Raw genomic sequence first — 21,095 nt, forward strand, 5'->3', positions numbered from 1 at the left:
TGGATCGTTCCAAGCTAGACACCTGTCTCCCGAGCGACGACCGTCGATGATGAATTCACCTTGCCGCTATCGATTCGCTGGCGCCGTCCTGAGTGTGGCCTTGATGCTCGCGGCCTGTTCGCCGCAGGGCGGCGCACCCGCGCCGGATGCGTCGCAACAGCAGGCACAGGTTCAGGCCGCCGCGGCGGCGCGCAATCTGGATACCTATCGACAGCTGCTGCGCATCGGCAACGACGGGATGGCGGTGTCGATGGGTCATGACATCGTCAACCACTATCCGGACAGCGCTGCAGCGAAGGAAGTGCAGCAGAGCCTGCCGGCGATCGAGAAGCGCTATACCGAAGCCAGCGAGAAGAACCGGCTGGCCGCGCTGTGGGTGTATCAGGTGTCGCCGATGGCCGGCGGCACGCAGTCCACCGCCACCATCGTCAGCAGCCAGCCGTCGGGTAACGACCGGGTGCAGCTGGTGTTGCGCCGGCATACCAGCTGGGGCCAGAGCGTGTTCCTGTACGGCAGCAAGCCTGGCTTCATCTGCCACGGCAATTGCACGCTGACCGCCACGGTGGATGGCAAGCCGGCGCATATCAAGGTGTTCGCGCCACCAACCGGCGAGCCGGCGCTGATGATGGTCGATGACAAGGGTTTCATCACGATGTTGCACAAGGCGAAGAAGATCAGTCTGGATGTGACTTTCGCCGAAGGTGAGAAGAAGCAGACCCTGGTCTATGAAGTAGGCGGCTTTGATCCGGCCAAGTGGGTCAGCCTCGGCAAGGGCAAAAAGAAGTAAGCCGGTGTATGCCTGTGGCCGGGTGATGCGTTATCAAACCTGTTCCCGATGGAGATGGTCGCCATGAAATTCATGCATCTGTTCTCCGGGTTGCTCGTAGCCGGGCTGCTCGCAAGCTGTTCCAGCGTGCCCTATGCGCAACGACAGAGTCAGCGCCAGGCGCAGTATCTGGCGGCAGCCGGCGCGCCCGTGCGCAGTTTCCGCTTCTTCAGCCCGCTGTATTCATGGGAGGCGTTGAACGACCAGCAGCTGGTGGTCTATGCCCGGCCCAACCAGGCATGGCTGCTTGATGTGGATGGCTGCCCGAATCTGACGTTTGCGAATGCGATCGGACTGACCTCCAGCTTCAATGAGGTATCGGTGCGTTTCGACCGCGTACTGACCGGGCGGAACAACTATCCCTGCACCATCACGCAGATCCGTCCGGTCGATGTGAGCCATCTGCGGGCTGCGCAACAGGCCCAGCGCAAGATCGACGAAAAGCCGCGCGAGGTGCCTGCCGGCGGACAGTGATGCAGGTGTCCGTGCGGGCTGCATATCGGCAATCGCTGCATCATCAGACATCGTTCCATGGAGGTCGCGGTCATGTCCAAGTCATCCCTGTCATGGATCGGTTGCGCGTTGACGGTGCTGCTCGGCGCCTGCGCCAGCGGGCCGTCTGTGCAACAGATGCAGCTACGACAGGCTGCTTATGTGGCGGCAGCCGGCGCACCGGTACGCAGTTTCCGGTTGGTGGCGGGAGCTTCGGTTGACTCGTGGGAGCCGCTCAACGATACCCAGCTGGTGGTCTATACGCGCCCCACGCGTGCGTTCCTGCTGGATACCTGGCCCTGCAGCGGTCTGACAGTCACCAACAGTATCGGGTTTACGTCTTTTGCCGGGGAAGTGTCGGTCGGCTTCGATAAAATCCTCACGGCACGCGGCAATCTGCCTTGCGCGATCAAGCAGATTCGACCGCTGGATCTGGCGCGTTTCAAGCTTGAGAAGGAAGCCCAGCGTCACGTCGACGTGATGGCACGTGACAACGCCGGCGCCACACCGCCACCGGTCAGCGGCAACTAGGCAGCGATCAAACGGCTCCGATCGATGGTCTGCTCTGCCGAGCCTATCGGCAGAGCGTTTCAGTGCAGAAACAGCTTGCCGCTGATCCGCGCCAGCGGTTTTTCCAGCATGTTCTGAAGCCGCGGCGGCAGATCCAGCGGTTTGAGCAGCATCTTCACCGTCATCGTGGCCGGAATGTGCCGGCGTAGCAGACCCTGCGCGCGATCGCTGATCCGGCGAAACTCCGTCTCACTGCCTTGGTGTTGCGGATAGCACTGGTTGAACACATGGCGCAGCGCGATGTCGCTGTCCTCGCCCTTGATCTCGTTGACACGACGCAGGATCGCGCGAAATACCTTGTAGCGCCCGAAGCCCTCGCGCTCCCGGTATAGCCGGTAATGCTCGTAAAAATGCTTGTAGTGCCGCACCTCATCGCTCTTGATGTGGTTGGTCAGTTGCTTCAGCACCGGCTCGTCGGTGAGCTCGTGCAATGCGCGGTACAGACTGGCGGTGCCGGTTTCCACCACGCAGCGAGCGGCCAGTTCCAGCCCGCGGCAGGGTTCGAGTTGTGTGGCCGTGCACACGGTGCCGTACTCGTCCCAGAACGCCTTGAAACCCTTCTCCCAGTCGAACTCCGGCCACACACAGCGCACATACGCGCTCAGGGCGCGGCCATGTTGCAGTTCTTCATGCTCCCAGTGCTGGTGGAGCCAGGTCTGCAGCTCCTGGTCGCCGTCGAAATGGTCGATCAGGTTCTGCGTGTAAAGATCCGAGCCGCTCTCGACGAACGACGAACTGCACAGCAGAAAGAACAGATCTTCATCGTGGCGCACACGCGCGACATCGATACGACTGAGATCAAGACTCTCCAGAGTCCAGGGCAGGGCGGGGGAATAGCTCAAGCGAACGTCCTGTTTGGTATCAGCGATGGCAGACCGGTGGCCTGTCATTGCATGACGAGGGATGAAACAGGATACGGCCTTGCGCCGCTGCTGGATTAACGCGCGCCGACTTGCAGTCGCGCAGTTCGGTGTCGTGTCTCGGCGCAAGCGTGCCTCAGCGCACCACCGTCACCGGCACGTGGGCACGCGCCAATACATTGTTGGATACCGAGCCGAGCAGCCAGCGTGCGAGGGCGCCGCGCTCGGTGTGGCCGATCACGATGTGATCGACACCATGCTGTTCGATCTGGCTCAGCAACACGTCGCCGGGACTGCCGTAGGTCAACTCGACATCAACCAGGCTGGCGGCATCGGGCACGATCGTGGTCAGTTCCTCCAGCAGTTCCTTGACGCGCTGGGTGCCGGAGTCGGCCATCATCAGGGCGGAGGCGTCGGCGCCACCTTCGGTGACCTGCAGCACCGACACCACGCGCACCCGGCTGCTGCCGCAGCGAGCCAGATCGATCGCGAATTGAAAGGCGCGCCGGGAGGCATCGGAGCCGTCGTAACCCACCAGTGAATACTTGACCATGGATATCCTTCGCTGCGTTATGGCGCCTTGAGTCTATGCAGTGTTTCAGCCGCGCCACAACCGGCGACACGGCATTGTCGGCTCGCACCTGCCAGTCTGCACGGCAAGCTGTTAGTTAAGCATCAAAGACTGGAAATCTGAACGGGGCGGCAGCTTCTGCACGCCACAATCACGCGGCGGTACACAATCTTGATCCACCACGCAGTGGCGTGCCGCCCCTCTGGGACGCACGTTCGACCCTGTGTCGGGAAAATCTATTCAAGGAGATGACGATGATCAAGCGTACTTTTGGTATGGCCGCCGTGGTGCTGGCTTGCGCGACGGCAATGACAGCACTGCCGACTTCCAGCGCCCACGCCGATGAGGCCATGGTGAAGTGCCATCTCAGGTTCAATCTTGCTGGATGGTCGTTGATCTACAAGCATGCCGAGGGCAACGGTACCATTCGCTGTGACAACGGACAGACTGCCAACGTCAAGATCAGTGTGGTCGGCGGTGGCATCACCGCAGGCAAATACCGCATCAACGATGGCAAGGGCGAGATCAGCAACGTGCACGGTATCCACGAAGTCTTCGGCGACTATGCACAGGCCGGCGCCGAGGCTGGCGTGGTCAGGAGTTCCCAGGCGCAGGTATTGACCAAGGGCACCACCTCGTTGGCGTTGGCCGGTACTGGTGAGGGCGTCAACCTGGGTGTCTCGGTAGGCAAATTCACTATCGAGCCGCGTTGATACCTGAGGGCTGTCAGGCAGACATGCTGTAATAACGAAGGGCGCCGCATGGCGCCCTTCGCTTGGGTGCGCGTAAACTGCGAAGGCTGAACTTCTTCCCCGTTTCCCTGCTGGAGATTCCGTCTTGCGCTGCCTTTCCCGTCTGCTCGCGTCGAGCCTCCAGGTGATGAGCGACCTGGCCACGCTGAAGGCGGCGCCCTGATGGTTCTGGTGTTGCACGACCAATCCGCGCGGCCGCGCGGGCTGACCATCTGGCGCGTGCTGGTGTGGGCGCTGTTGCTGTTTTCAGCGCTCGGCTGTCTGCAGTATGTGCGCCACGCGCAGCTGGTGTGGGAACAACTGCAGGGTCTGGCACCGGCGCAGCCTGATGCGGTCGCGGCGCTGCGCGGCATGCTTGGCTGGGACGCGGCCTACCTGTTGGCAGCACTTGTACTGATCGTGGTCTGCGCTGGCTGCATCCTGCGTCAGGCCTGGGCGCGGCCCTGCATGCGGGTCGCGGCGTTGGCGCTCGCGGTATGGCTGTTATTCAGCGGCATCCTGTTGTTGCGCGAGTGGCAGTCGATTTCCGCCAGTGCCAGTGGCACCCAGTTGAGTGCCGCGATGCAACAACAGTTGCCGCAGGTGTATCGCACCATGCAGCTGGCGCTGGTGTTCAATGCAGTTGCCGTGCCCCTACTGCTATGGCTGAGCTGGCGTCTGGGTCGGCCGACGGTGCGTGCACAGTTCCGCTCGCGTCGCCGCTGAGCAGTTCAGCGCTGGTTGCGATGATGTCGGCTATCGCTGAGTGGATCTTCTTTCAACGGACTAACCCATGCGCTTGCTGCAGTCAGTAACCTTTCTCGTATTGTCGTTCGCCGGTATGGCCCTGCATGCGCAAGACATAGCCACGACCTGCCGCGCCAGCAGCAGCTACGACGTCACGCTGAAGCCGGACAGCCTGCTGTTCGATCGCCCATCGCCGGCACCCTTCCACGTCGAGTTGCAGCAGGGTGCCTTGCGTACCGATGGCGTCGTCGTAACATTGAATGCGGAGGATCAGGATCGCCTGGCGCTGTTCGAACGTGAATTGCGCGCACTGGCGCCGCGGGTGCGTACGGTGGCGCAGAACGGAGTGGATATAGCAGTTCAGGCGATGCGTGCCGAGGTCGACGGTCTGGGTCTGAGCGCAGATACCCGTGCCGAACTCGATCGCCGTTTGAGCGCACGTGCAAGTGAGCTCAAGCAGCGCATCGCCGCCAGCCGCAGTACCCATGACTGGCAGGGTGATGCGGCCGATCAAACCATGAACCAGATCGCGGCCGATCTGGTGCCGCTGCTGGGGGCCGATCTCGGCCAGCAGGCGATCAACGCGGCCCTGAGTGGTGACCTGCAGGCCGCGGCGGATCTGCGTGACCGCGCCGCGGCACTTGCCACCGACCTGCAGCCGCGTCTGCAGCAGCGGATACAGGCAGCCATACGCCCGCAGGTTGCGGCACTGTGCCCGTCGATCCAGCGGCTGGCCGAGCTGCAGCAAGGCGTGCGCGGCAGCAACGGCCGGCCATTGAACCTGCTGCAGATCGGCCAGTGAGCAGTGAACCCCGTGGAGCCGACTGTGGGCTGACCGCGATTCGGCAAACTGCCGCAGGTTAATCTCCCGCTAAGTCGCCAAGGACGACGATGGCACCGTGATTGACCCATCTTCCAGCCAGGAGGCGGCCGTGCCGTCGCGCCCCCCGCAAGCCATCTGCAATGCCTTGATCCGGCGCAGCATCGACCTGCAGCGGCTGTATCGGCATGCCGCCGCAAGTTGCGAGCCGGGGCTGCGGATGGTGCTGAGTGAGAACGTGCAGACGCTGGACCTGTTGATCGCGGACCTGCAGGCGCAGTTGCGCGCCAGCGGTGACAAGCCGCGCGAACACGGCAGCTGGCACGCTATCGTGCACCGTCATCTGGCTGGCAGGCTGGTGCATACGATCGTGCGTCGCGACAGCGCCTGGATCGGTGTGCTGGCGCATCACGAGAGTGCGCTATTGCACGCGTTCGAGAAGGCGATTGCCGCCGTACCGGCAGAGTCGGCACTGATTCTGCGCCGGCAGTTGCCGCGCCTGCGCGGCATCCATCTGGACATGCACAACCTGGTGGGCAGCGCCCGCTACTGATGCAGTGGCGATTCCGATAGCTGCGGTGTCCGTGTGTAACCTGTATCGCAGCGAGCCGCGTGCTTGGGCGCAGGACGTTAAGGCTCAGCGCGTGGCGTTGTCAGCCATCGCCCGTGGCGACGAGCGGCGATTGTCGCCGCTGCAGCGCGTATTCGCCTACGTGCCGCTGGAACACGCTGAAAACATGGATTTTCAGCAGATCCCGGTGGAACAGTTCGGCGTGCTGCGCGCGGAGATCCCGCGGAACAACGTGAGCGTTGCGCAGAATTTTTCGATTATGCTCGGTGACATCGCGAGGTGATCGCGTGCTTCGGCCGCTTTCCACATCGCAATGTCGTCCTGGGTCGTCGCAGTACGCCGGAAGAGCTGCTTTATCTCGTCCATCCGGGCGCCGGTTTTTGAAACGCATCCCATCATACGAAGGAGAGTGCCATGCGTCGTCTGCTGCTGATACCGCTGCTGGCTTTGAGTCTGGGTGTCTATGCCAGCTCGACCCTGCGGGTCGGCCAGCAGGTGCTGTCGGTCGGTGACACAGCCGCGCACGCGCTCGATCTGCTGGGTACGCCGGTCTACAAGGAGCCGGTAGAGAACGCGTTCGGGGCGTTTCGCGGTGAACGCTGGCAATTCCTCCGCGAGGACGGCCATGTGATCACCGTGACCATCATCGCCGGCAAGGTTTCCTCGATCGAGGACAAGCTTGACGAACGTCGCGGCTGAGGCGGGTCCACCGCAGCGGTAAGCACTAGCGGATTTCATCAGCCAGATTTCAACAGGATTTCATCGGACCAGGGAGCAGGTCATGCGCATGTGTCTCATCATCGCCTTGTTCGTGTTCAGCGCCGCCGTGCAGGCGTCCACTACCTTGCGGGTGGGCAATCAGGTGCTCACCGCCGGCGACAGTCCCGAGCGCGTCACTGAGCTGCTGGGCAAGCCGTCGTCAAAGTCGCACAAGCACAGTTCGAAAAGTCGCGGCAGCAGTCGTGGCAGCCGCCGCGGCGGTGTTCGCGTGGTGAGCAAGGATCAGGGTGGAGAGCAGTGGCGTTACCGCCGCGACGGCCGTGTCACCGTGGTGACCTTCGTCGACAGTCGGGTCAGCGATATAGAGGATCACCGGCTCTGACCCGGTCGCGTGGCGGTATCCGGGCCGTCATGCGATAAAGATGAAAATCTGCCGGAGGTCGTCGCATGAGTATTCCCTCGTCAGCCGACCGCGCCCGTCCGGCGCGGCGCAGCTTGCTTCGCGAGCGTCATGCGAGTGCTCACAGCAAGGTCACCAATATCGAGCTGTTCTTCGACCTGGTGTTCGTCTACGCGGTGACCCAGCTGTCGCACACACTGCTGCATGGCCTGAACATGATCGGCGCGCTACAGGTGCTGCTGCTGTTCCTTGCGGTGTGGTGGGTGTGGGTGTTCACCAGCTGGGTCACCAACTGGCTGGATCCGGAACGCCCGCTGGTGCGGCTGTTGTTGCTGGCACTGATGCTGGCCGGGTTGCTGCTGTCGATCGCGTTGCCCGAGGCGTTCGGTGAACGCGGGCTGCTGTTTGCCGGCGCCTACGTGTTCATGCAGGTGGGGCGCACGCTTTTCATGTTGTGGGCGCTGGGCAATACCGCGCCGGCGAACACGCGCAACTTCCAGCGCATCACGGTCTGGCTGGTCATCTCCGGTGCGCTTTGGCTGGCTGGCGGCTGGCTGGACGGCCAATCGCGCTGGACATTGTGGATTGCCGCGTTGGTGCTGGAATACCTCGGGCCGGCGCTGGCCTTTCCGGTGCCGGGTCTGGGTCGATCGAGTACCGCTGACTGGGACATCGACGGTGGCCATCTTGCCGAACGCTGCAGCCAGTTCGTGATCATCGCGCTGGGCGAGTCGGTGCTGGTGACCGGGTCGAGTTTTGCCGACACCCTGGCGCAACCGCAGGCGCTGCTCGCCTTCGTCAGCGCCTTCGTCGGCAGCGTGGCGATGTGGTGGATCTATTTCGATCTGGCAGCCGAGCGCGGCAGCCGCGCGATTCGCCAATCAGCCGATCCCGGCCGCACGGCGCGGGTTGCTTATACCTATCTGCATCTGCTGATCGTCGCCGGCATCATCGTCAGTGCGGTGGCGGACGAATTGACCTTGCGCGACGCAGCGCAGCACGTCGACACGATCAGCGGCGCCGTGCTGCTGGGCGGTCCCGCGCTGTATCTGTTCGGCAATGCGTGGTTCAAGAAGACGGTGAACAGCACCAACCTGCCGCTGTCGCATCTGATCGGGCTCGGCTTGCTGGTGGTCTTGGCGCTGACGCTCACGTACTGGTCGGTGGCTCCGTTGGGCATGGCGACGACGGCCGTGCTGGTACTGGTGGCGCTGTGGGAGGTGTGCTCGTTGCGTACCGTGCGACAGGCATTGCGCGAGTAGGCTGTGAACCGAGTCATGCGCTTGTCGCCGTCGGCGAATTTTCATGGCGGGTTTGCTAGTCTGGCGCCGGTTTTTCCATGAGCCGTCAGCCATGCATGATTTTCTGGAACGCCTGCTCGGGCACGATCTTGCCGAAGCCGTCATCACGAACGGACTGCATCTGCTGGAAGCCCTGATGATTCTCTTGCTGGGCATCTGGCTGGCCGCACGGCTGGCCAATGTCACGCAGCGGGCGCTGCAGCGCGCGCGAGTGGACACCACGCTGAGCGGTTTTCTGCGCAACCTGTTCTACGGCGTGCTGGTGGCGGTGTTGATCGTGATGGCGTTGACCCAGGCCGGCATACCTTCAGCGCCCCTGGTCGCCGCACTGGGCACGGCCGGACTGGCGGTCGGGCTGGCGCTGCAAGGCTCACTGAGCAACCTGGCCTGGGGTGTGCTGCTTGTCGTGTTCCAGCCCTTCCGTGTCGGTGACTACGTGACCGCCGGCGGCATCGAGGGCACGGTGGAAACCATCAACCTGATGCATACGCTGCTGATCCTGCCGGACAACCGCGAGGCGATCGTGCCGAACGCGAAAATTGGTGGCGACGCCATCCTCAATTTCAATCGCCGAGGTACGCGCCGCTTTGAATTGAAATTCGGCGTCAGCCATCGCGATGACATCGACAAGGTGATGGCCGCCATCACGCAACTGTTCGAAGCCGACGCACGGATATTGAAAGATCCAACGCCAGGCGTATCGATCGATAGCCTGGCTGGCGAGAAGGTGAACTTGGTCTTGCGCGGCTGGACCCGAGTCAGCGACAACTCGGCAGTCCAGGCCCAGTTGCTGCGCGCGATCAAGCAACGGATCGACGCGCAGGAGATTGGCATACCGACACCGCCGCTGGATATCCGGCTGGTCCAGGGCGTGATACCACCCGTGGCGAAACCGGACTGAGCCGCCGCTACTGCAGCGTCACCGGCCGCCGGTTGTCGCTGGAAACGCGGTCGATCAGTTCGTTGTACGGATCGATGCCGGCATCGAACGGCTTGCTGTCGACGGTCACGGTGATCGTGCTGTCGCCGTTCGCCACCATCTGCTTCTTCAGGTACAGCGGCTTGCCATCCTTGCCGTCGACGGGCGCAGCGAACACGCCGATGTCGATCGGGATATCCGGCATGGCGTCGGTTTCCTTGCCGGTGCCGTCGACGTAGACCTTGCCGGCGTGCACCTTCATGGTCACTTCGTACTTGCCGTCCGGCAGCTTTTTCGCGGTGGCCTCGGTCACGCGATTGTCGAACAGGGTGATCTTCCAGAAGAAGTCATCTAGCAGCGGCTGCCACTTCGGCCCGGCTGCCTTGGCCAGTGCGTCCATGAATTCCTGCGAGGTGGTGTACGGTGGTTGCTGGAAACCCTTGTCGATGAGGAACTGCTTGAGCATCGCATCGAGATTTTTCTCGCCGATGTAATCCTGCAGCGCATAGAACACCAGCGAACCCTTGCGGTAATGGATGTACTGCTGGTTCTCCACCTTCGCCAACGGTTCTTCGGCCAGCTTCTCGGTGGCACGACCCACCAGATAATTGTCCAGTTCGTACTTCAGGAACTTGTGCATCTGGTCGGCGCCGTACTTCTGCTTCATCACCATCAGCGCGGAGTACTGCGCCAGCGATTCGCTGAGCATGGTCGAACCCTGCATGTTGGCGCCGATCACCCGGTGCGCCCACCACTGGTGGGCCACTTCATGAGCGGTGACGTAATAGACATAGTCGATCTTCGACTTGTCACGCAGGTCGGCAATGAAGCCGATCGACTCGGAGAACGGAATCGTGTTGGCGAACGACTGCGCGAAAGCGGCGTAGTTCGGGAATTCCAGGATGCGCAGCTGGTGGAACTGGTATGGCGTGTAGTTCGCGTCGTAGTAGTCCAGCGCGTCCTTCGCACCCTGGATCATCCGGTCCACGTTCCATGCATGTGCCGGGTTGTAGTACACCGAAACATCCACACCCTTCCACATCTCGTGTTTCACGGCATAGCGTGCCGAGAGGTAGGAGAAGAACGGCAACATCGGCTGGTCCATGACGTAATGGAAATAGTGCCGCCCGTTCGCGGTCCATTCCTTCTGCAGGTAACCCGGTGCCACCGCGATCTGGTCGGCGGCGGTGGATACCGTGGTATCGAAGCTGATCCAGTCGGCGTCGTTGCTGAGGTACGTGTTCGCGCGCGCCTTCTCGTCGCCGAGTTTTGGCATCCGCGGCACCTCACCCTTCAGGTCGTATTTGCGGCGGTCGTTGCGATCGGTGATCTGCGCTTCCGTCTGGTAGCCGAACTGCGGCAGCACACCGCTGTTGAAGAAGGTTCCGTTATAGGCGAGGAAGCTGCCTTCCGGACTGTTGGTGAAGCCCTTCGGCGCATATTCCAGGTCGAAGTCGAAGTTCATCGACGCGCCCGGTGCCAGCGGCGTTTTCAGCTTGTAGATGGTGTAGCCGAGATCCTTGTCCACGCTGACCGTGTCGTGCGGCGCGAAATCCAGCGACTTCAGCGTGAAGCCGTCGGTGTAATTCACATGCAGTTCGCTGATCGGCGTGTCGTGCTTGTTGACCAGCGTGTAGTGGCCGCGGATCTCCAGCTTGCGCTGGTAGGGATGGATGTCGACATCGGCCTTTACTGCGGTGATGCGCGGCTGCGGCAGATCCTTGTACTTCGCGTATTTCTTCTCGTAGTCGGCGCGTTGTTTCAACTTGTCGCTGCTGCTCAGGTAATGGTTGAGCACGTTGGTGTTGTAGTAGATCCACGCGCCGCTGCCGACGAAGGCAAGCAGGCCGAGCGCCAGTGCAATCTTCGTCGGTGCGTGCAGCCGTGCGCGCGCTTCGCGCATCCGCTCGCGCCACACCTGCCCGGTGCCACGCACCCAGAACAGTGCGGCCAGCACCAGCAATACCACTGCGCAACTCGCCCAGTAGAAGTCGAACCACAGCGCGGCCTTGAGGAAATGCCCGAAGCCGTTCATGTCCGAATACGGCGTGGATGACACGTTGCCGTAGTTGTACAGGTTCTGTTCCCAATGCAGCAGGCCGAAGCCGATCTGGCAGACGAACCACAGGATGGTCAGCAGGTAACCGAGGAACTTGTTGTTCGACAGCACCTGCAGGAACAGCGCCAGTGCCGCCAGCAACGCGAACGGGACCGTATCCAGCGTCAGTGTCTCCAGATACAGGCCCAGCTCCAGATGCGTGTAGCCGTGTGCCAGCTGCCAGCCGATACCGACCAGCGAGCCGACCAGCTGGAACACCACGATCACCGCCAGCAGCGCACCGAGCTTGGCGGTCAGCGGGATCCAGTCCGGCAGTGGGAACGCGTCGGTGACCTCGGCCGAGCGTTGGCTGCGCTCGCGCCACACCAGTTCGCCGGCGTAGAAAGTGATGATGATGAACAGCAGCCACTGGAAGCTGCCACGCACGCCGTCCAGTACCTGATGGGTGACCGGCCACGTCGCGGTGCCATAGATCTGTCCGGACAGCGTCAACACACCAAACAGATTGGCCAGGCCCAGCGCCAGCATGATCAGGAACGGCACGCCACGCAGCACGCCGAACGTGTCGAATGCGAACTGCGTGCGTAGTTGCAGCAGGTGCGCACCAAGGTTGTCGGCCAGACGCACCTTGGGCAGCGCCAGCGTGGCGTGACCGGCCTGCGGGCGCAGCATCGGCGGCTCCGCACGCTTCTTGCGCCGCGGCAACTGCAGGCCTTCGCGGTTCGGCCGGAACAGTGCAAACGTGGCGCCGAACATGGCAAGGCTGACGCCGATCCACAGCAACCGGTTGAACAACAGCACGCCAGTCAGTGCGGGCAGCTCGTGATTGGACTGATACGCCGACCAGTAGCGGGTGGCCAGCGCGACCGTGCGCCCGCCGAACGGATCGAGCATGGCGGCAACGTAGTGATTGTTGACGTCCTTGGTCAACTGACCAACGATGCTCTGCAGCACGATGTAGACGATTATTCCGATATAGGTGGCCAGCAGCGAGCGCGTGGTAGTGGCCAGCAGAAACAGCAGCGCGGCGATGAACAGCATGTCCGGCACCACCATCACGCCGAACGCCCACGCATAGCCGTGCCAGCTGGCCGGGCCCAGCCGCAGCGCATCGATCCACGGCATCATGCCGCCGAGCGCGATGCCCAGCGCGCAGGCCAGCATGATCGCCAGCGAGGCCAGATAACCGGCGGCAAAGCGGCCACCGAGATAGGCCCCGCGGCTCATCGGCGTGGTGAAGAACAGTTCCGCGGTGCGCTGGTCGAAATCGCGCAGCGCCGCTCCGGCGACGAATACCGTCACCAGGAACATGCTGAGTAGCGTCAGCACGCTGAGCAGCCGCACGATCACCAGCGGCGCATTGCGCAGCACATTGCCGCTGGAACCGCCGATGATCACCGCATCGGTGCTGACCAGGGTGAAGGCGAGTGCGCCAAACACCGCGGCGATGATCCAGAACAGCGGCGCCTTCAGCTGCTGGCGCAATTCAAATCGGAGTATCTCGAAAAACATATTCCCGTCCCTGTAATGGAAGACTGCCGAAACAGCGGCTGGCGTCAGGCGGCCTTGGCGGTGGCCTGCGCGCGCAGGCGGCCGAAGTAGACGTCTTCCAGATCGGGCGCGACGGCCTCGAAGCCTTCTTCCGGCCGGGTATCGGCCAGCACATGCAGCAGGGTGCGGCCGCCGGCGAGGCGGGTGGACAGGATGTTCATGCGGGCGCGATAGCCGTCCAGCTCGGCCTTGTCGATCGTGCGTCGCCACACGCGGCCGTCGAGCGAGCGGATCGCCTCGACAGGCTCGCCACTCAGCAGCACCTGGCCCTGGCCGATGATCGCCATCCGCGAGCACAGGTCGGTGACGTCTTCGACGATATGCGTGGACAGGATCACCACCACCCGCTCGCCGATCTCGGCGAGCAGGTTGAGGAAGCGGTTGCGCTCCTCCGGATCGAGTCCAGCGGTGGGTTCGTCCACGATCACCAGTCGCGGATCGCCGATCAGCGCCTGGGCTATGCCGAAGCGCTGGCGCATGCCGCCGGAGTAGGTGCCGAGCTTGCGCTTGCGCACATCCCACAGGTTCACCTGGCGCAGCAACGCCTCGACCAGCTCGCGCCGCTCGCTCTTTACGGTGACGCCCTTGAGCACGGCGAAATGTTCCAGCATCGCCTCGGCCGAGACCTTCGGGTACACCCCGAACTCCTGCGGCAGGTAGCCGAGCAGGCGGCGGGTGGCCTGCTTGTCGGCGAGCAGATCCATCTCGTCGAGCTTGATCGTGCCTTCGTCCGGATCCTGCAGCGTGGCGATCGTGCGCATCAGTGACGATTTGCCTGCGCCGTTCGGGCCGAGCAGGCCGAACATGCCGTTGGGTATATCCAGCGACACGCCGCGCAGTGCCCGCACTCCGTTGGCGTAGGTTTTCGACAGGTCGCGAATCGTCAGCATGGCTTGCTTCCTTGTACCGCCTGGCGCGGTGTTGGCTGAGTTCCAGATTAGGGCATGGGTTGGGCGTGTGCGTGCGCTCAAGGTCATGCATACGCGTGCGCATGGTTGGCGTTGGCGCGGGCTTGCGCTGCTTTTGTGCAATACGAATCGGGCACGGCTTCGCTATGATTGAGGTTTCTACGCGTCCGCCATCCCCGAGCGGCACGCCTCGCCATCGCAGGAGTCATCATGGCCGACCTTAAAGAAGCCCTTGTCCCCGATATCGGCCATGCCGACGTCCCCGTCATCGAGGTGCTGGTCAAGGTTGGCGACCACGTGGAGAAGGAGCAGAGCCTGATCACGCTGGAGTCGGACAAGGCCACCATGGAAGTTCCCGCGCCGTTCGCGGGCACGGTGAAGGAAATGAAGCTGAAGGTGGGCGACGAAGTGTCCGAGGGCGCGGTGATCGCGATCATCGAGGTGGATGGCGCAGCCGCGGCACCCGCCACCGAAGCACCGAAAGCGGCAGCTCCGGCGCCGGCCTCCGCGCCCGCCAAAGCTGCCGTGCCGCCGCCGGTCGCGGAAAAGCCCGCACCGATCGCCGGCCAGGGCGTGCAGCCGGGCAATGCACCAGAAGGCGACGTGCCGCCCACCGCGCGACCGCCGCTCGACGCCAGCATCGTGATGCCGGGCGATGCGCCCTACGCCAGCCCGGCGATCCGCGCGTTCGCGCGCGAGCTGGGCGTGGACATCCAGCAGGTGAAGGGCAGTGGCCGTGGCGGCCGCATCCAGCGCGAGGACGTCAGTGCCTATGTGAAGCATGCGCTTGCTTCCGGCGCACGACCCAGCGGCGGCGCCGCGGCATCGCTCGGTGGCCTCAACCTGCTGCCGTGGCCGAAGATCGACTTCGCCAAGTTCGGTGAGATCGAGGAGAAGGCACTCTCGCGCATCCAGAAGATTTCCGGTGCCAACCTCGCGCGCAACTGGGCGATGATCCCGCACGTCACCCAGCACGACGATGCCGACATCACCGAGCTGGAGGCGTTCCGCAAGAAGCTCGGCGAGGAGAACAGGGAGCTCAAGGTCACCCCGCTGGTGTTCCAGATGAAGGCGGTGGTGGCGGCGCTGAAAGCGTTCCCGCAGTTCAACGCCTCTCTCGACGAGAGCGGCGAGAAGCTGATTCTCAAGAAGTACTTCCACATCGGCATCGCGGTGGACACGCCCGACGGTCTGGTGGTGCCGGTGATTCGCGATGTCGACAAGAAGGGTCTGCTCGACCTGGCCCGCGAGCTGGGCGAGATTTCGAAGAAGGCGCGCGACAAGAAGCTCGGTCCGGCCGAGATGTCGGGCGGCTGCTTCTCGATCAGCTCGCTCGGCGGTATCGGTGGCACCGGCTTCACGCCGATCGTCAATGCGCCGGAAGTGGCGATCCTCGGCGTCTCCAAGGCTGCGATGAAGCCCGTGTGGAACGGCAAGGAGTTCGCGCCGCGGCTGATCATGCCGTTGTCGCTGTCCTACGACCACCGCGTGATCGACGGCGCGCTCGCCGCGCGCTTCGCAGCGTTCCTCGCCACCCAGCTCGGCGACATCCGTCGCCTGCTGCTCTGACCGAGGGAATGACCATGGCCAACACGATCGAAATCAAGGTTCCCGACATCGGCGGTCACGGCAGCGTGCCGGTGATCGAAGTGCTGGTGAAAGCCGGCGACACCGTGGCGAAAGAGCAGAGCCTGATCACGCTGGAGTCGGACAAGGCGACGATGGAGATACCCTCCAGCGCTGCCGGCGTGATCAAGGAGCTGAAGCTCAAGGTGGGCGACGAGGTTTCCGAAGGCGCGGTGATTGCCGTGCTGGAAGTCGCTGGCGATGCTGCTGCGCCCGAAGTCGAGGCACCACAAGTCGAGACGCCCAAGGCTGCTGCGCCGGCACCTGCTGCGAGCGCACCCGCCGCGGCTCCGGCTCCACAAGCCGCTGGTGCTTCCGGCCGCAAGGCCGACATCGAATGCAAGCTGGTCGTGCTCGGCTCCGGCCCGGGCGGCTACTCGGCGGCGTTCCGCGCCGCGGATCTGGGTGTCGATACCGTGCTGGTGGAACGCTATGCCACGCTCGGCGGCGTCTGCCTCAACGTGGGCTGCATCCCGTCCAAAGCGCTGCTGCATGCTGCCGCAGTGATCGACGAAGCCGCCTCGATGGCCGCGCACGGCGTCAGCTTCGGCGCGCCGAAGATCGACATCGACAAGCTGCGTGGCTTCAAGACCAAGGTGGTCGGTCAGCTCACCGGCGGCCTGACTTCGATGGCGAAGCAGCGCAAGGTGCGTACGCTCGAAGGCAACGGCAGCTTCGTTTCGCCGAACGAAATGGAAGTCCAGACCAAGGACGGCGTGAAACTGATCCGTTTCGAGTACGCGATCATCGCCGCCGGTTCGCAGTCGGTGAAGCTGCCCTCGTTCCCGTGGGACGACGAGCGCATCGTCGACTCCACCGGCGCGCTGGAGCTGAAGGACGTGCCGAACAAGATGCTGGTCGTGGGTGGCGGCATCATCGGTCTGGAAATGGCGACCGTGTATTCCGCGCTGGGCAGCGAAGTGACCGTGGTCGAGTTCATGGACCAGCTGATCCCCGGCGCCGATGCCGACCTGATCAAGCCACTGGCCAAGCGCATCGGTGGCAAGCTCAAGGGCGTGCACCTGAAGACCAAGGTAGTCGAGGCGAAGGCGACCAAGAAGGGCATCGAGGTCAGCTACGAAGGTGACAGCATTCCCGCGACCACCTTGTTCGACCGCGTGCTGGTGTCGGTGGGTCGCTCGCCGAACGGTGGCAAGATCGGTGCGGACAAGGCTGGCGTCGCTGTCACCGAGCGAGGCTTCATCAACGTCGACAGCCAGATGCGCACCAATGTGTCGCACATCTTCGCGATCGGCGACCTGGTCGGCCAGCCGATGCTGGCGCACAAGGCCACGCACGAGGCGAAGGTCGCTGCGGAAGTCGTTGCCGGACAGAAGAGCCATTTCGACGCTCGGGTGATTCCGTCGGTGGCCTACACCGATCCGGAAATCGCCTGGGTCGGCGTGACCGAGCGCGAGGCGAAGGAAAAAAGCCTGAAGATCGGCGTGGGCAAGTTCCCGTGGGCGGCCAGCGGCCGCGCGATTGGCATCGACCGCACGGAAGGCTTCACCAAGCTGATCTTCGACGAAGCCACCCATCGCATCGTCGGCGGCGGCATCGTTGGCGTGCACGCCGGCGAGTTGATCTCCGAAGTCGCGCTGGCGATCGAGATGGGCAGCGAGGCTGCCGACATCGGCCTCACCATCCACCCGCATCCCACGCTGAGCGAGTCGATCGGCATGGCGGCCGAGGTGTACGAAGGCACGATCACTGATCTGTACATGCCGAAAAAGAAGTGAGCAGCACTGCATTGGTGAAGTGAAGAACCTGCGTTGCACCGAACATCCATCAAGGGAACCGTGATGAATCTTTCGCAGGTCAGAATCGGTGCTGCTATCGCACTATTCATGGGGTTCACCGCCGCGACGAATGCCAGTGCCGACATCAGTCGCGGCGATCGCTACTCCGGCCAGCCATGGGCTTCGCGCTCACCGGTGCTGGCCCAGCACGGCATGGCGGCAACCGAACAGCCACTGGCCTCGCAGATCGCGATCGACATCCTCAAGAAGGGCGGCAGCGCGGTGGATGCCGCGATCGCGGCAAATGCTGCGCTCGGCCTGATGGAGCCGGTGTTGAACGGCATCGGCGGCGACTGCTTCGTGATCGTGTGGGATCCGAAGACGCACAAGCTCTACGGCTACAACGGTTCCGGCCCATCGGCGAAGGGTCGCGATCTGGCGAAGATGCAGGCCGAGGTAAAGGCCGCGTATCTCAAGGCCGGCCTGTCGGCGAAGGATCACATTCCCGCCGTCGGCTCGCTGCCGATCACCGTGCCGGGCACGGTCGATACCTGGGGCGCGCTGCACGACAAGTTCGGCAAGCTCTCGCTGGCCGACGATCTGGCGCCGGCGATCGGCTATGCCCAGAACGGTTTCCCGGTCACCCAGCTGGTTGCCCAGTACTGGAAGGGCAACATGGCCGCGTTCGAGCGGATGCACGGGCTGATCGAGGAAAGCGCGAATGCGCGCCACACCTACCTCATCGACGGCCACACACCGGCCGAGGGCGAGGTGTTCCGCAATCCCGATCTGGCCCGCACACTCACGCTGATCGCGCAGGGCGGCCGCGATGCGTTCTACAAGGGCGCGATCGCGCACACCATGGATGCCTATTTCAAGCGCATCGGCGGCGACCTGCGCTATGAGGATTTTGCCGGTTACCACGGCGAGTGGGTGACGCCGCAGTCGGTGAACTACCACGGCTACGATGTCTACGAACTGCCGCCGAACGGGCAGGGCTTCGCCGCGCTGGAGATGCTGCAGCTGCTCAAGGGCTTCGACCTGAAGAAGATGGGCGTGGGCAGCGCCGATGCGATCACTGTGATGCTGGAAGCCAAGCGCCTCGCCTATGAGGATCTGGCCAAGTATTACGCCGACCCGCGTTTCGTCGATGTGCCGATGAAGGGCCTGCTGTCCGAGGGCTATGCCGACCAGCGGCGCAAGCTGATTCATCTCGACCACGCCAACGCGGACATCGGTCCCGGCGATCCGAAGCTGTTCAACGGTGACACCACCTATTTCACCACTGCCGACAAGGACGGCATGATGGTCTCGATCATCCAGTCCAACTACCGTGGCATGGGTTCGGGTCTGGTCGCCGACGGTCTCGGCTTCATGTTCCAGGATCGCGGCGAGCTGTATTCGCTCAAGCCTGGCGCGGCGAACGTCTACGCCGCCGGCAAGCGTCCGTTCCACACCATCATCCCCGGCTTCGTGATGAAGGACGGCGCGCCGTACATGTCGTTCGGCCTGATGGGCGGCGACATGCAGCCGCAGGGTCACATCCAGGTGCTGACCAACATGATCGACTACGGCATGAACGTGCAGGACGCCGGCGATGCCGCACGCTGGCGCCACTACGGCAACGCCGAACCCACCGGCGAATCATCGCAGGGCATCGGCACGGTGGAAATGGAGTCGGGCTTCGATCCCGCAGTGAAGGCCGAGCTGGTCAAACGCGGCTACAAGGTCGTGGCTGGCACCGGCAATTTCGGCGGCTACGAGGCGATCATGTTCGACGCCAAGCAGCACGTGTACTGGGGCGCCACCGAGATGCGCAAGGATGGCGAGGTGATCGGGTATTGATGTGGCGCGTGCAGGGTGTTGCACACGTCACATCACTCAATCAGTCTGCAGAAACGCCAGCTTTCGCTCCCGCGGCAACTGCTTGATCGCCCACTCCGCGCGCGATGCGCTGGCGCGGTCGGGATAACTGCGAAAGCCCAGCAGCCGCAGCGGCGGATTGGCGCGGGTGTAACGCGCGCCGCGGCCCGCCACATGTGCGGCGTAGCGTGCGTCGAGGCGGTTGGTGATGCCGGCGTAGTAGCTGCCGTTGCGGCATTCGATCAGGTACAGACACCAGCTGCCGTTCGCTTCCAGGGGTTGTGTCTGAGCGTTCAATACGGCGTACCGTCCAGCCGTTCGCGCTTCAGGGCGCGGGCATACCAGAGGAATTCGTCGAGAAATCGATCGAGCGTATGCGTGACATGCTCGTTCTGTGCATGGCCGTTTTCGTCGAGCGATGAAGCGATACGCGGAATCGCGCACTCGCTGGGAACGCTCGGCATGCCCAGTTCGGCCAGCGTGGCGCGCAAGGCGACAGCCGCGCGCACGCCACCGAACTGGCCGGCGGAATAGCAGACGATGCCGGACGGCCGCCAGAAATACTCTTCGAGGAAATGATCGAGTAGATTCTTCATCGCCGGCGGGATGCCGTGGTTGTATTCGCCGCTGACGATCAGGAAGCCGTCGACGCTTCGATACAGCGTGGCCAGGTTCTCCAGTCTTTCGGGCGCTGTACCCGGCGCATATTCCTTGTACATGCGGTCGAGCAGCGGCAACTGCACTTCCATCGGATCGACCAGGACGGCCTCATGGCCGCGCGTTGCGAGCGCCTGCATCACCAGCTTCGCTGCGCGTATACCCATCCTTGCATGACGTACCGAGCCGAGCAGGACGGCAATCGACATCGGTTGGTTCTTGACGGTCATGCTCGATCCGCTGGTTTGTCTTGCAGGACAATTCCTCACCACCAGATTACTCTGCCGTGGTCACGCCATGAAGAACAATGAGGTCACTATGTCACTGAAGGTGTGTGTTGCCGGTGCCACCGGCTGGGCCGGCTCCGAGCTGGCACGCGGCATCGCCGCCGCCGATGACCTCGCGCTGGTCGCGGCGGTAGCCCGCAAGCACGCGGGACAGAAACTGGGCGAGGTATTGGGTGAGCCACGGTTGGCGACACCGATCTTTGCCAGCGCTACCGAAGCACTGACGCAGCCCTGCGATGTCTTCGTCGAGTACACCAAGCCGGACAGCGCGAAGGCGAACATCCTTGCTGCGCTGGAGCATGGCGCGCATGTGGTGGTCGGCACCTCGGGCCTCACCGATGAGGATTACGCGCAGATCGACGCGCTGGCGCGCGAGCGGCAGCGCGGTGTGCTGGCTTGCGGCAACTTTGCGCTGACCGCGGTGCTGCTGATCAAGTTTGCCGAGATGGCGGCTAAGCTCATTCCGCAATGGGAGATCATCGACTATGCCTCGGCCGGCAAGCCGGATGCGCCCAGCGGCACCGTGCGCGAGCTGGCTGGGCGGTTGGGCAAGGTGCGCCAGCCGACACTGGAGGTGCCGTTGGAGCAGATCATCGGCATGCGCGAAACACGCGGCGGCACGCTGGCCGGCAGCCAGGTGCATGCGCTGCGCCTTCCGGGTTTCGTGATCGGGGTCGAGACGATCTTCGGCATGCCGGATCAGACGCTGAGTCTGCGTCACAACGCCGGCAGCAGTGCGAAACCTTACGTCGGCGGCGCGCTGCTGGCGATCCGCAAGGTGTCCGGCCTGACTGGCCTGCATCGTGGACTGGATGCGGTGCTGGATCTGTAGGAGCGCACTCTGTGTGCGATGTTCTTGCTCCGTGCAAAAGAGCAA

At 63.3% G+C, this 21,095-nt stretch carries 23 protein-coding genes; 17 read left to right on the forward strand and 6 right to left on the reverse strand.

The annotated features are described in order from the left end of the window. Positions 1–46 precede the first annotated feature (46 nt). The 3 genes from B0E48_RS01590 (at position 47) to B0E48_RS01600 (ending at position 1,849) form a co-directional block, all read left to right on the forward strand. Positions 47–787 carry a hypothetical protein gene (locus B0E48_RS01590; protein ID WP_254423810.1) on the forward strand — a complete coding sequence of 247 codons (741 nt, stop codon included), beginning with the start codon at positions 47–49 and terminating at the stop codon, positions 785–787. Positions 788–850: 63 nt separating this feature from the next. Further along, on the forward strand, positions 851–1,300 hold the full coding sequence (locus B0E48_RS01595; protein ID WP_077516853.1) for a DUF6491 family protein: 450 nt from the start codon (positions 851–853) through the stop codon (positions 1,298–1,300). 72 nt (positions 1,301–1,372) lie between these two features. Next, positions 1,373–1,849 carry a DUF6491 family protein gene (locus B0E48_RS01600; RefSeq protein ID WP_077516855.1) on the forward strand — a complete coding sequence of 159 codons (477 nt, stop codon included), beginning with the start codon at positions 1,373–1,375 and terminating at the stop codon, positions 1,847–1,849. A gap of 59 nt (positions 1,850–1,908) precedes the next feature. Here the strand turns inward: B0E48_RS01600 and B0E48_RS01605 are convergent, their stop codons facing one another. Beyond that, complete coding sequence (locus tag B0E48_RS01605; RefSeq protein WP_077516857.1) at positions 1,909–2,730, reverse strand: ferritin-like domain-containing protein; 822 nt, start codon at positions 2,728–2,730, stop codon at positions 1,909–1,911. Between the two features lie 154 nt (positions 2,731–2,884). Then, positions 2,885–3,301: a universal stress protein gene (locus B0E48_RS01610; protein WP_077515692.1), complete on the reverse strand. Its 417-nt coding sequence runs from the start codon at positions 3,299–3,301 to the stop codon at positions 2,885–2,887. Positions 3,302–3,627: 326 nt separating this feature from the next. Here B0E48_RS01610 and B0E48_RS01615 point away from each other — a divergent pair, with 326 nt between their 5' ends. The 10 genes from B0E48_RS01615 (at position 3,628) to B0E48_RS01655 (ending at position 9,510) form a co-directional block, all read left to right on the forward strand. Beyond that, positions 3,628–4,032 (forward strand): hypothetical protein, encoded by a 405-nt coding sequence (locus tag B0E48_RS01615; RefSeq protein WP_254423870.1) that lies wholly within the window; start codon positions 3,628–3,630, stop codon positions 4,030–4,032. A 201-nt stretch (positions 4,033–4,233) separates the two neighbouring features. Beyond that, a complete protein-coding gene (locus B0E48_RS01620; RefSeq protein ID WP_077515693.1) occupies positions 4,234–4,776 on the forward strand; it encodes a hypothetical protein in 543 nt (180 codons plus the stop codon). A 67-nt stretch (positions 4,777–4,843) separates the two neighbouring features. Beyond that, positions 4,844–5,599 carry a DUF2884 family protein gene (locus tag B0E48_RS01625; protein ID WP_077515694.1) on the forward strand — a complete coding sequence of 252 codons (756 nt, stop codon included), beginning with the start codon at positions 4,844–4,846 and terminating at the stop codon, positions 5,597–5,599. Positions 5,600–5,729: 130 nt separating this feature from the next. Next, complete coding sequence (locus B0E48_RS01630) at positions 5,730–6,170, forward strand: DUF2383 domain-containing protein (RefSeq protein WP_077515695.1); 441 nt, start codon at positions 5,730–5,732, stop codon at positions 6,168–6,170. Positions 6,171–6,174: 4 nt separating this feature from the next. Further along, positions 6,175–6,471 carry a DUF924 family protein gene (locus tag B0E48_RS01635; RefSeq protein ID WP_254423811.1) on the forward strand — a complete coding sequence of 99 codons (297 nt, stop codon included), beginning with the start codon at positions 6,175–6,177 and terminating at the stop codon, positions 6,469–6,471. Next, on the forward strand, positions 6,468–6,572 hold the full coding sequence (locus tag B0E48_RS17960) for a DUF924 family protein (protein WP_254423812.1): 105 nt from the start codon (positions 6,468–6,470) through the stop codon (positions 6,570–6,572). Before B0E48_RS01635 ends, B0E48_RS17960 begins: the two co-directional genes overlap by 4 nt. Before the next feature lie 30 nt (positions 6,573–6,602). Beyond that, on the forward strand, positions 6,603–6,887 hold the full coding sequence (locus tag B0E48_RS01640) for a DUF2845 domain-containing protein (RefSeq protein WP_077515696.1): 285 nt from the start codon (positions 6,603–6,605) through the stop codon (positions 6,885–6,887). 82 nt (positions 6,888–6,969) lie between these two features. Beyond that, positions 6,970–7,290, forward strand: coding sequence for a DUF2845 domain-containing protein (locus B0E48_RS01645; protein WP_077515697.1), 321 nt, complete (start codon positions 6,970–6,972; stop codon positions 7,288–7,290). Positions 7,291–7,355: 65 nt separating this feature from the next. Beyond that, positions 7,356–8,570: a low temperature requirement protein A gene (locus tag B0E48_RS01650; RefSeq protein WP_077515698.1), complete on the forward strand. Its 1,215-nt coding sequence runs from the start codon at positions 7,356–7,358 to the stop codon at positions 8,568–8,570. A 91-nt stretch (positions 8,571–8,661) separates the two neighbouring features. Then, positions 8,662–9,510: a mechanosensitive ion channel domain-containing protein gene (locus B0E48_RS01655; protein WP_077515699.1), complete on the forward strand. Its 849-nt coding sequence runs from the start codon at positions 8,662–8,664 to the stop codon at positions 9,508–9,510. Positions 9,511–9,517: 7 nt separating this feature from the next. Here the strand turns inward: B0E48_RS01655 and B0E48_RS01660 are convergent, their stop codons facing one another. Together B0E48_RS01660 and B0E48_RS01665 are read right to left on the reverse strand one after the other, a co-directional pair. Continuing rightward, complete coding sequence (locus tag B0E48_RS01660; RefSeq protein ID WP_077515700.1) at positions 9,518–13,099, reverse strand: M1 family aminopeptidase; 3,582 nt, start codon at positions 13,097–13,099, stop codon at positions 9,518–9,520. Between the two features lie 44 nt (positions 13,100–13,143). Beyond that, positions 13,144–14,028 carry an ABC transporter ATP-binding protein gene (locus B0E48_RS01665; RefSeq protein ID WP_077515701.1) on the reverse strand — a complete coding sequence of 295 codons (885 nt, stop codon included), beginning with the start codon at positions 14,026–14,028 and terminating at the stop codon, positions 13,144–13,146. A 228-nt stretch (positions 14,029–14,256) separates the two neighbouring features. Here B0E48_RS01665 and aceF point away from each other — a divergent pair, with 228 nt between their 5' ends. The 3 genes from aceF to ggt all read left to right on the forward strand — a co-directional run bounded on the left by aceF (position 14,257) and on the right by ggt (position 19,256). Next, the gene (aceF, locus tag B0E48_RS01670; RefSeq protein WP_077515702.1) at positions 14,257–15,615 is read left to right on the forward strand and encodes a dihydrolipoyllysine-residue acetyltransferase; all 1,359 of its coding nucleotides are present in this window, start codon (positions 14,257–14,259) and stop codon (positions 15,613–15,615) included. Between the two features lie 14 nt (positions 15,616–15,629). Then, entirely contained in the window at positions 15,630–17,411 is a 1,782-nt protein-coding gene (gene lpdA, locus B0E48_RS01675) for a dihydrolipoyl dehydrogenase (RefSeq protein ID WP_077516861.1), read from the forward strand. A 63-nt stretch (positions 17,412–17,474) separates the two neighbouring features. Next, positions 17,475–19,256, forward strand: a complete 1,782-nt coding sequence (gene ggt, locus B0E48_RS01680) for a gamma-glutamyltransferase (RefSeq protein WP_077515703.1) — start codon at positions 17,475–17,477, stop codon at positions 19,254–19,256. Between the two features lie 36 nt (positions 19,257–19,292). Here ggt and B0E48_RS01685 read toward each other — a convergent pair whose 3' ends face one another. Together B0E48_RS01685 and B0E48_RS01690 are read right to left on the reverse strand one after the other, a co-directional pair. Then, complete coding sequence (locus tag B0E48_RS01685) at positions 19,293–19,571, reverse strand: GIY-YIG nuclease family protein (protein ID WP_254423813.1); 279 nt, start codon at positions 19,569–19,571, stop codon at positions 19,293–19,295. Next, positions 19,568–20,161, reverse strand: a complete 594-nt coding sequence (locus B0E48_RS01690; RefSeq protein ID WP_217317779.1) for an NADPH-dependent FMN reductase — start codon at positions 20,159–20,161, stop codon at positions 19,568–19,570. The genes B0E48_RS01685 and B0E48_RS01690 overlap by 4 nt, the downstream gene beginning before the upstream one ends. Positions 20,162–20,228: 67 nt before the next feature. On the opposite strand from B0E48_RS01690, the gene dapB reads away from it, so the two are divergent. Beyond that, complete coding sequence (gene dapB, locus B0E48_RS01695) at positions 20,229–21,050, forward strand: 4-hydroxy-tetrahydrodipicolinate reductase (protein ID WP_254423814.1); 822 nt, start codon at positions 20,229–20,231, stop codon at positions 21,048–21,050. Positions 21,051–21,095 lie beyond the last annotated feature (45 nt).

Origin of the sequence: Rhodanobacter sp. C03, from assembly GCF_002001175.1 — a bacterium.
In the GTDB taxonomy this organism is placed as follows: Bacteria; Pseudomonadota; Gammaproteobacteria; order Xanthomonadales; family Rhodanobacteraceae; genus Rhodanobacter.

Coding starts and splice junctions, on each gene's coding strand:
- B0E48_RS01590 (WP_254423810.1), top strand. CDS start 47: ATGATGAATTCACCTTGCCGCTATCGATTCGCTGGCGCCGTCCTGAGT.
- B0E48_RS01595 (WP_077516853.1), top strand. CDS start 851: ATGAAATTCATGCATCTGTTCTCCGGGTTGCTCGTAGCCGGGCTGCTC.
- B0E48_RS01600 (WP_077516855.1), top strand. CDS start 1,373: ATGTCCAAGTCATCCCTGTCATGGATCGGTTGCGCGTTGACGGTGCTG.
- B0E48_RS01610 (WP_077515692.1), bottom strand. CDS start 3,301: ATGGTCAAGTATTCACTGGTGGGTTACGACGGCTCCGATGCCTCCCGG.
- B0E48_RS01615 (WP_254423870.1), top strand. CDS start 3,628: ATGACAGCACTGCCGACTTCCAGCGCCCACGCCGATGAGGCCATGGTG.
- B0E48_RS01620 (WP_077515693.1), top strand. CDS start 4,234: ATGGTTCTGGTGTTGCACGACCAATCCGCGCGGCCGCGCGGGCTGACC.
- B0E48_RS01625 (WP_077515694.1), top strand. CDS start 4,844: ATGCGCTTGCTGCAGTCAGTAACCTTTCTCGTATTGTCGTTCGCCGGT.
- B0E48_RS01640 (WP_077515696.1), top strand. CDS start 6,603: ATGCGTCGTCTGCTGCTGATACCGCTGCTGGCTTTGAGTCTGGGTGTC.
- B0E48_RS01645 (WP_077515697.1), top strand. CDS start 6,970: ATGCGCATGTGTCTCATCATCGCCTTGTTCGTGTTCAGCGCCGCCGTG.
- B0E48_RS01650 (WP_077515698.1), top strand. CDS start 7,356: ATGAGTATTCCCTCGTCAGCCGACCGCGCCCGTCCGGCGCGGCGCAGC.
- B0E48_RS01655 (WP_077515699.1), top strand. CDS start 8,662: ATGCATGATTTTCTGGAACGCCTGCTCGGGCACGATCTTGCCGAAGCC.
- B0E48_RS01660 (WP_077515700.1), bottom strand. CDS start 13,099: ATGTTTTTCGAGATACTCCGATTTGAATTGCGCCAGCAGCTGAAGGCG.
- B0E48_RS01665 (WP_077515701.1), bottom strand. CDS start 14,028: ATGCTGACGATTCGCGACCTGTCGAAAACCTACGCCAACGGAGTGCGG.
- aceF (WP_077515702.1), top strand. CDS start 14,257: ATGGCCGACCTTAAAGAAGCCCTTGTCCCCGATATCGGCCATGCCGAC.
- lpdA (WP_077516861.1), top strand. CDS start 15,630: ATGGCCAACACGATCGAAATCAAGGTTCCCGACATCGGCGGTCACGGC.
- ggt (WP_077515703.1), top strand. CDS start 17,475: ATGAATCTTTCGCAGGTCAGAATCGGTGCTGCTATCGCACTATTCATG.
- B0E48_RS01690 (WP_217317779.1), bottom strand. CDS start 20,161: ATGACCGTCAAGAACCAACCGATGTCGATTGCCGTCCTGCTCGGCTCG.
- dapB (WP_254423814.1), top strand. CDS start 20,229: ATGAAGAACAATGAGGTCACTATGTCACTGAAGGTGTGTGTTGCCGGT.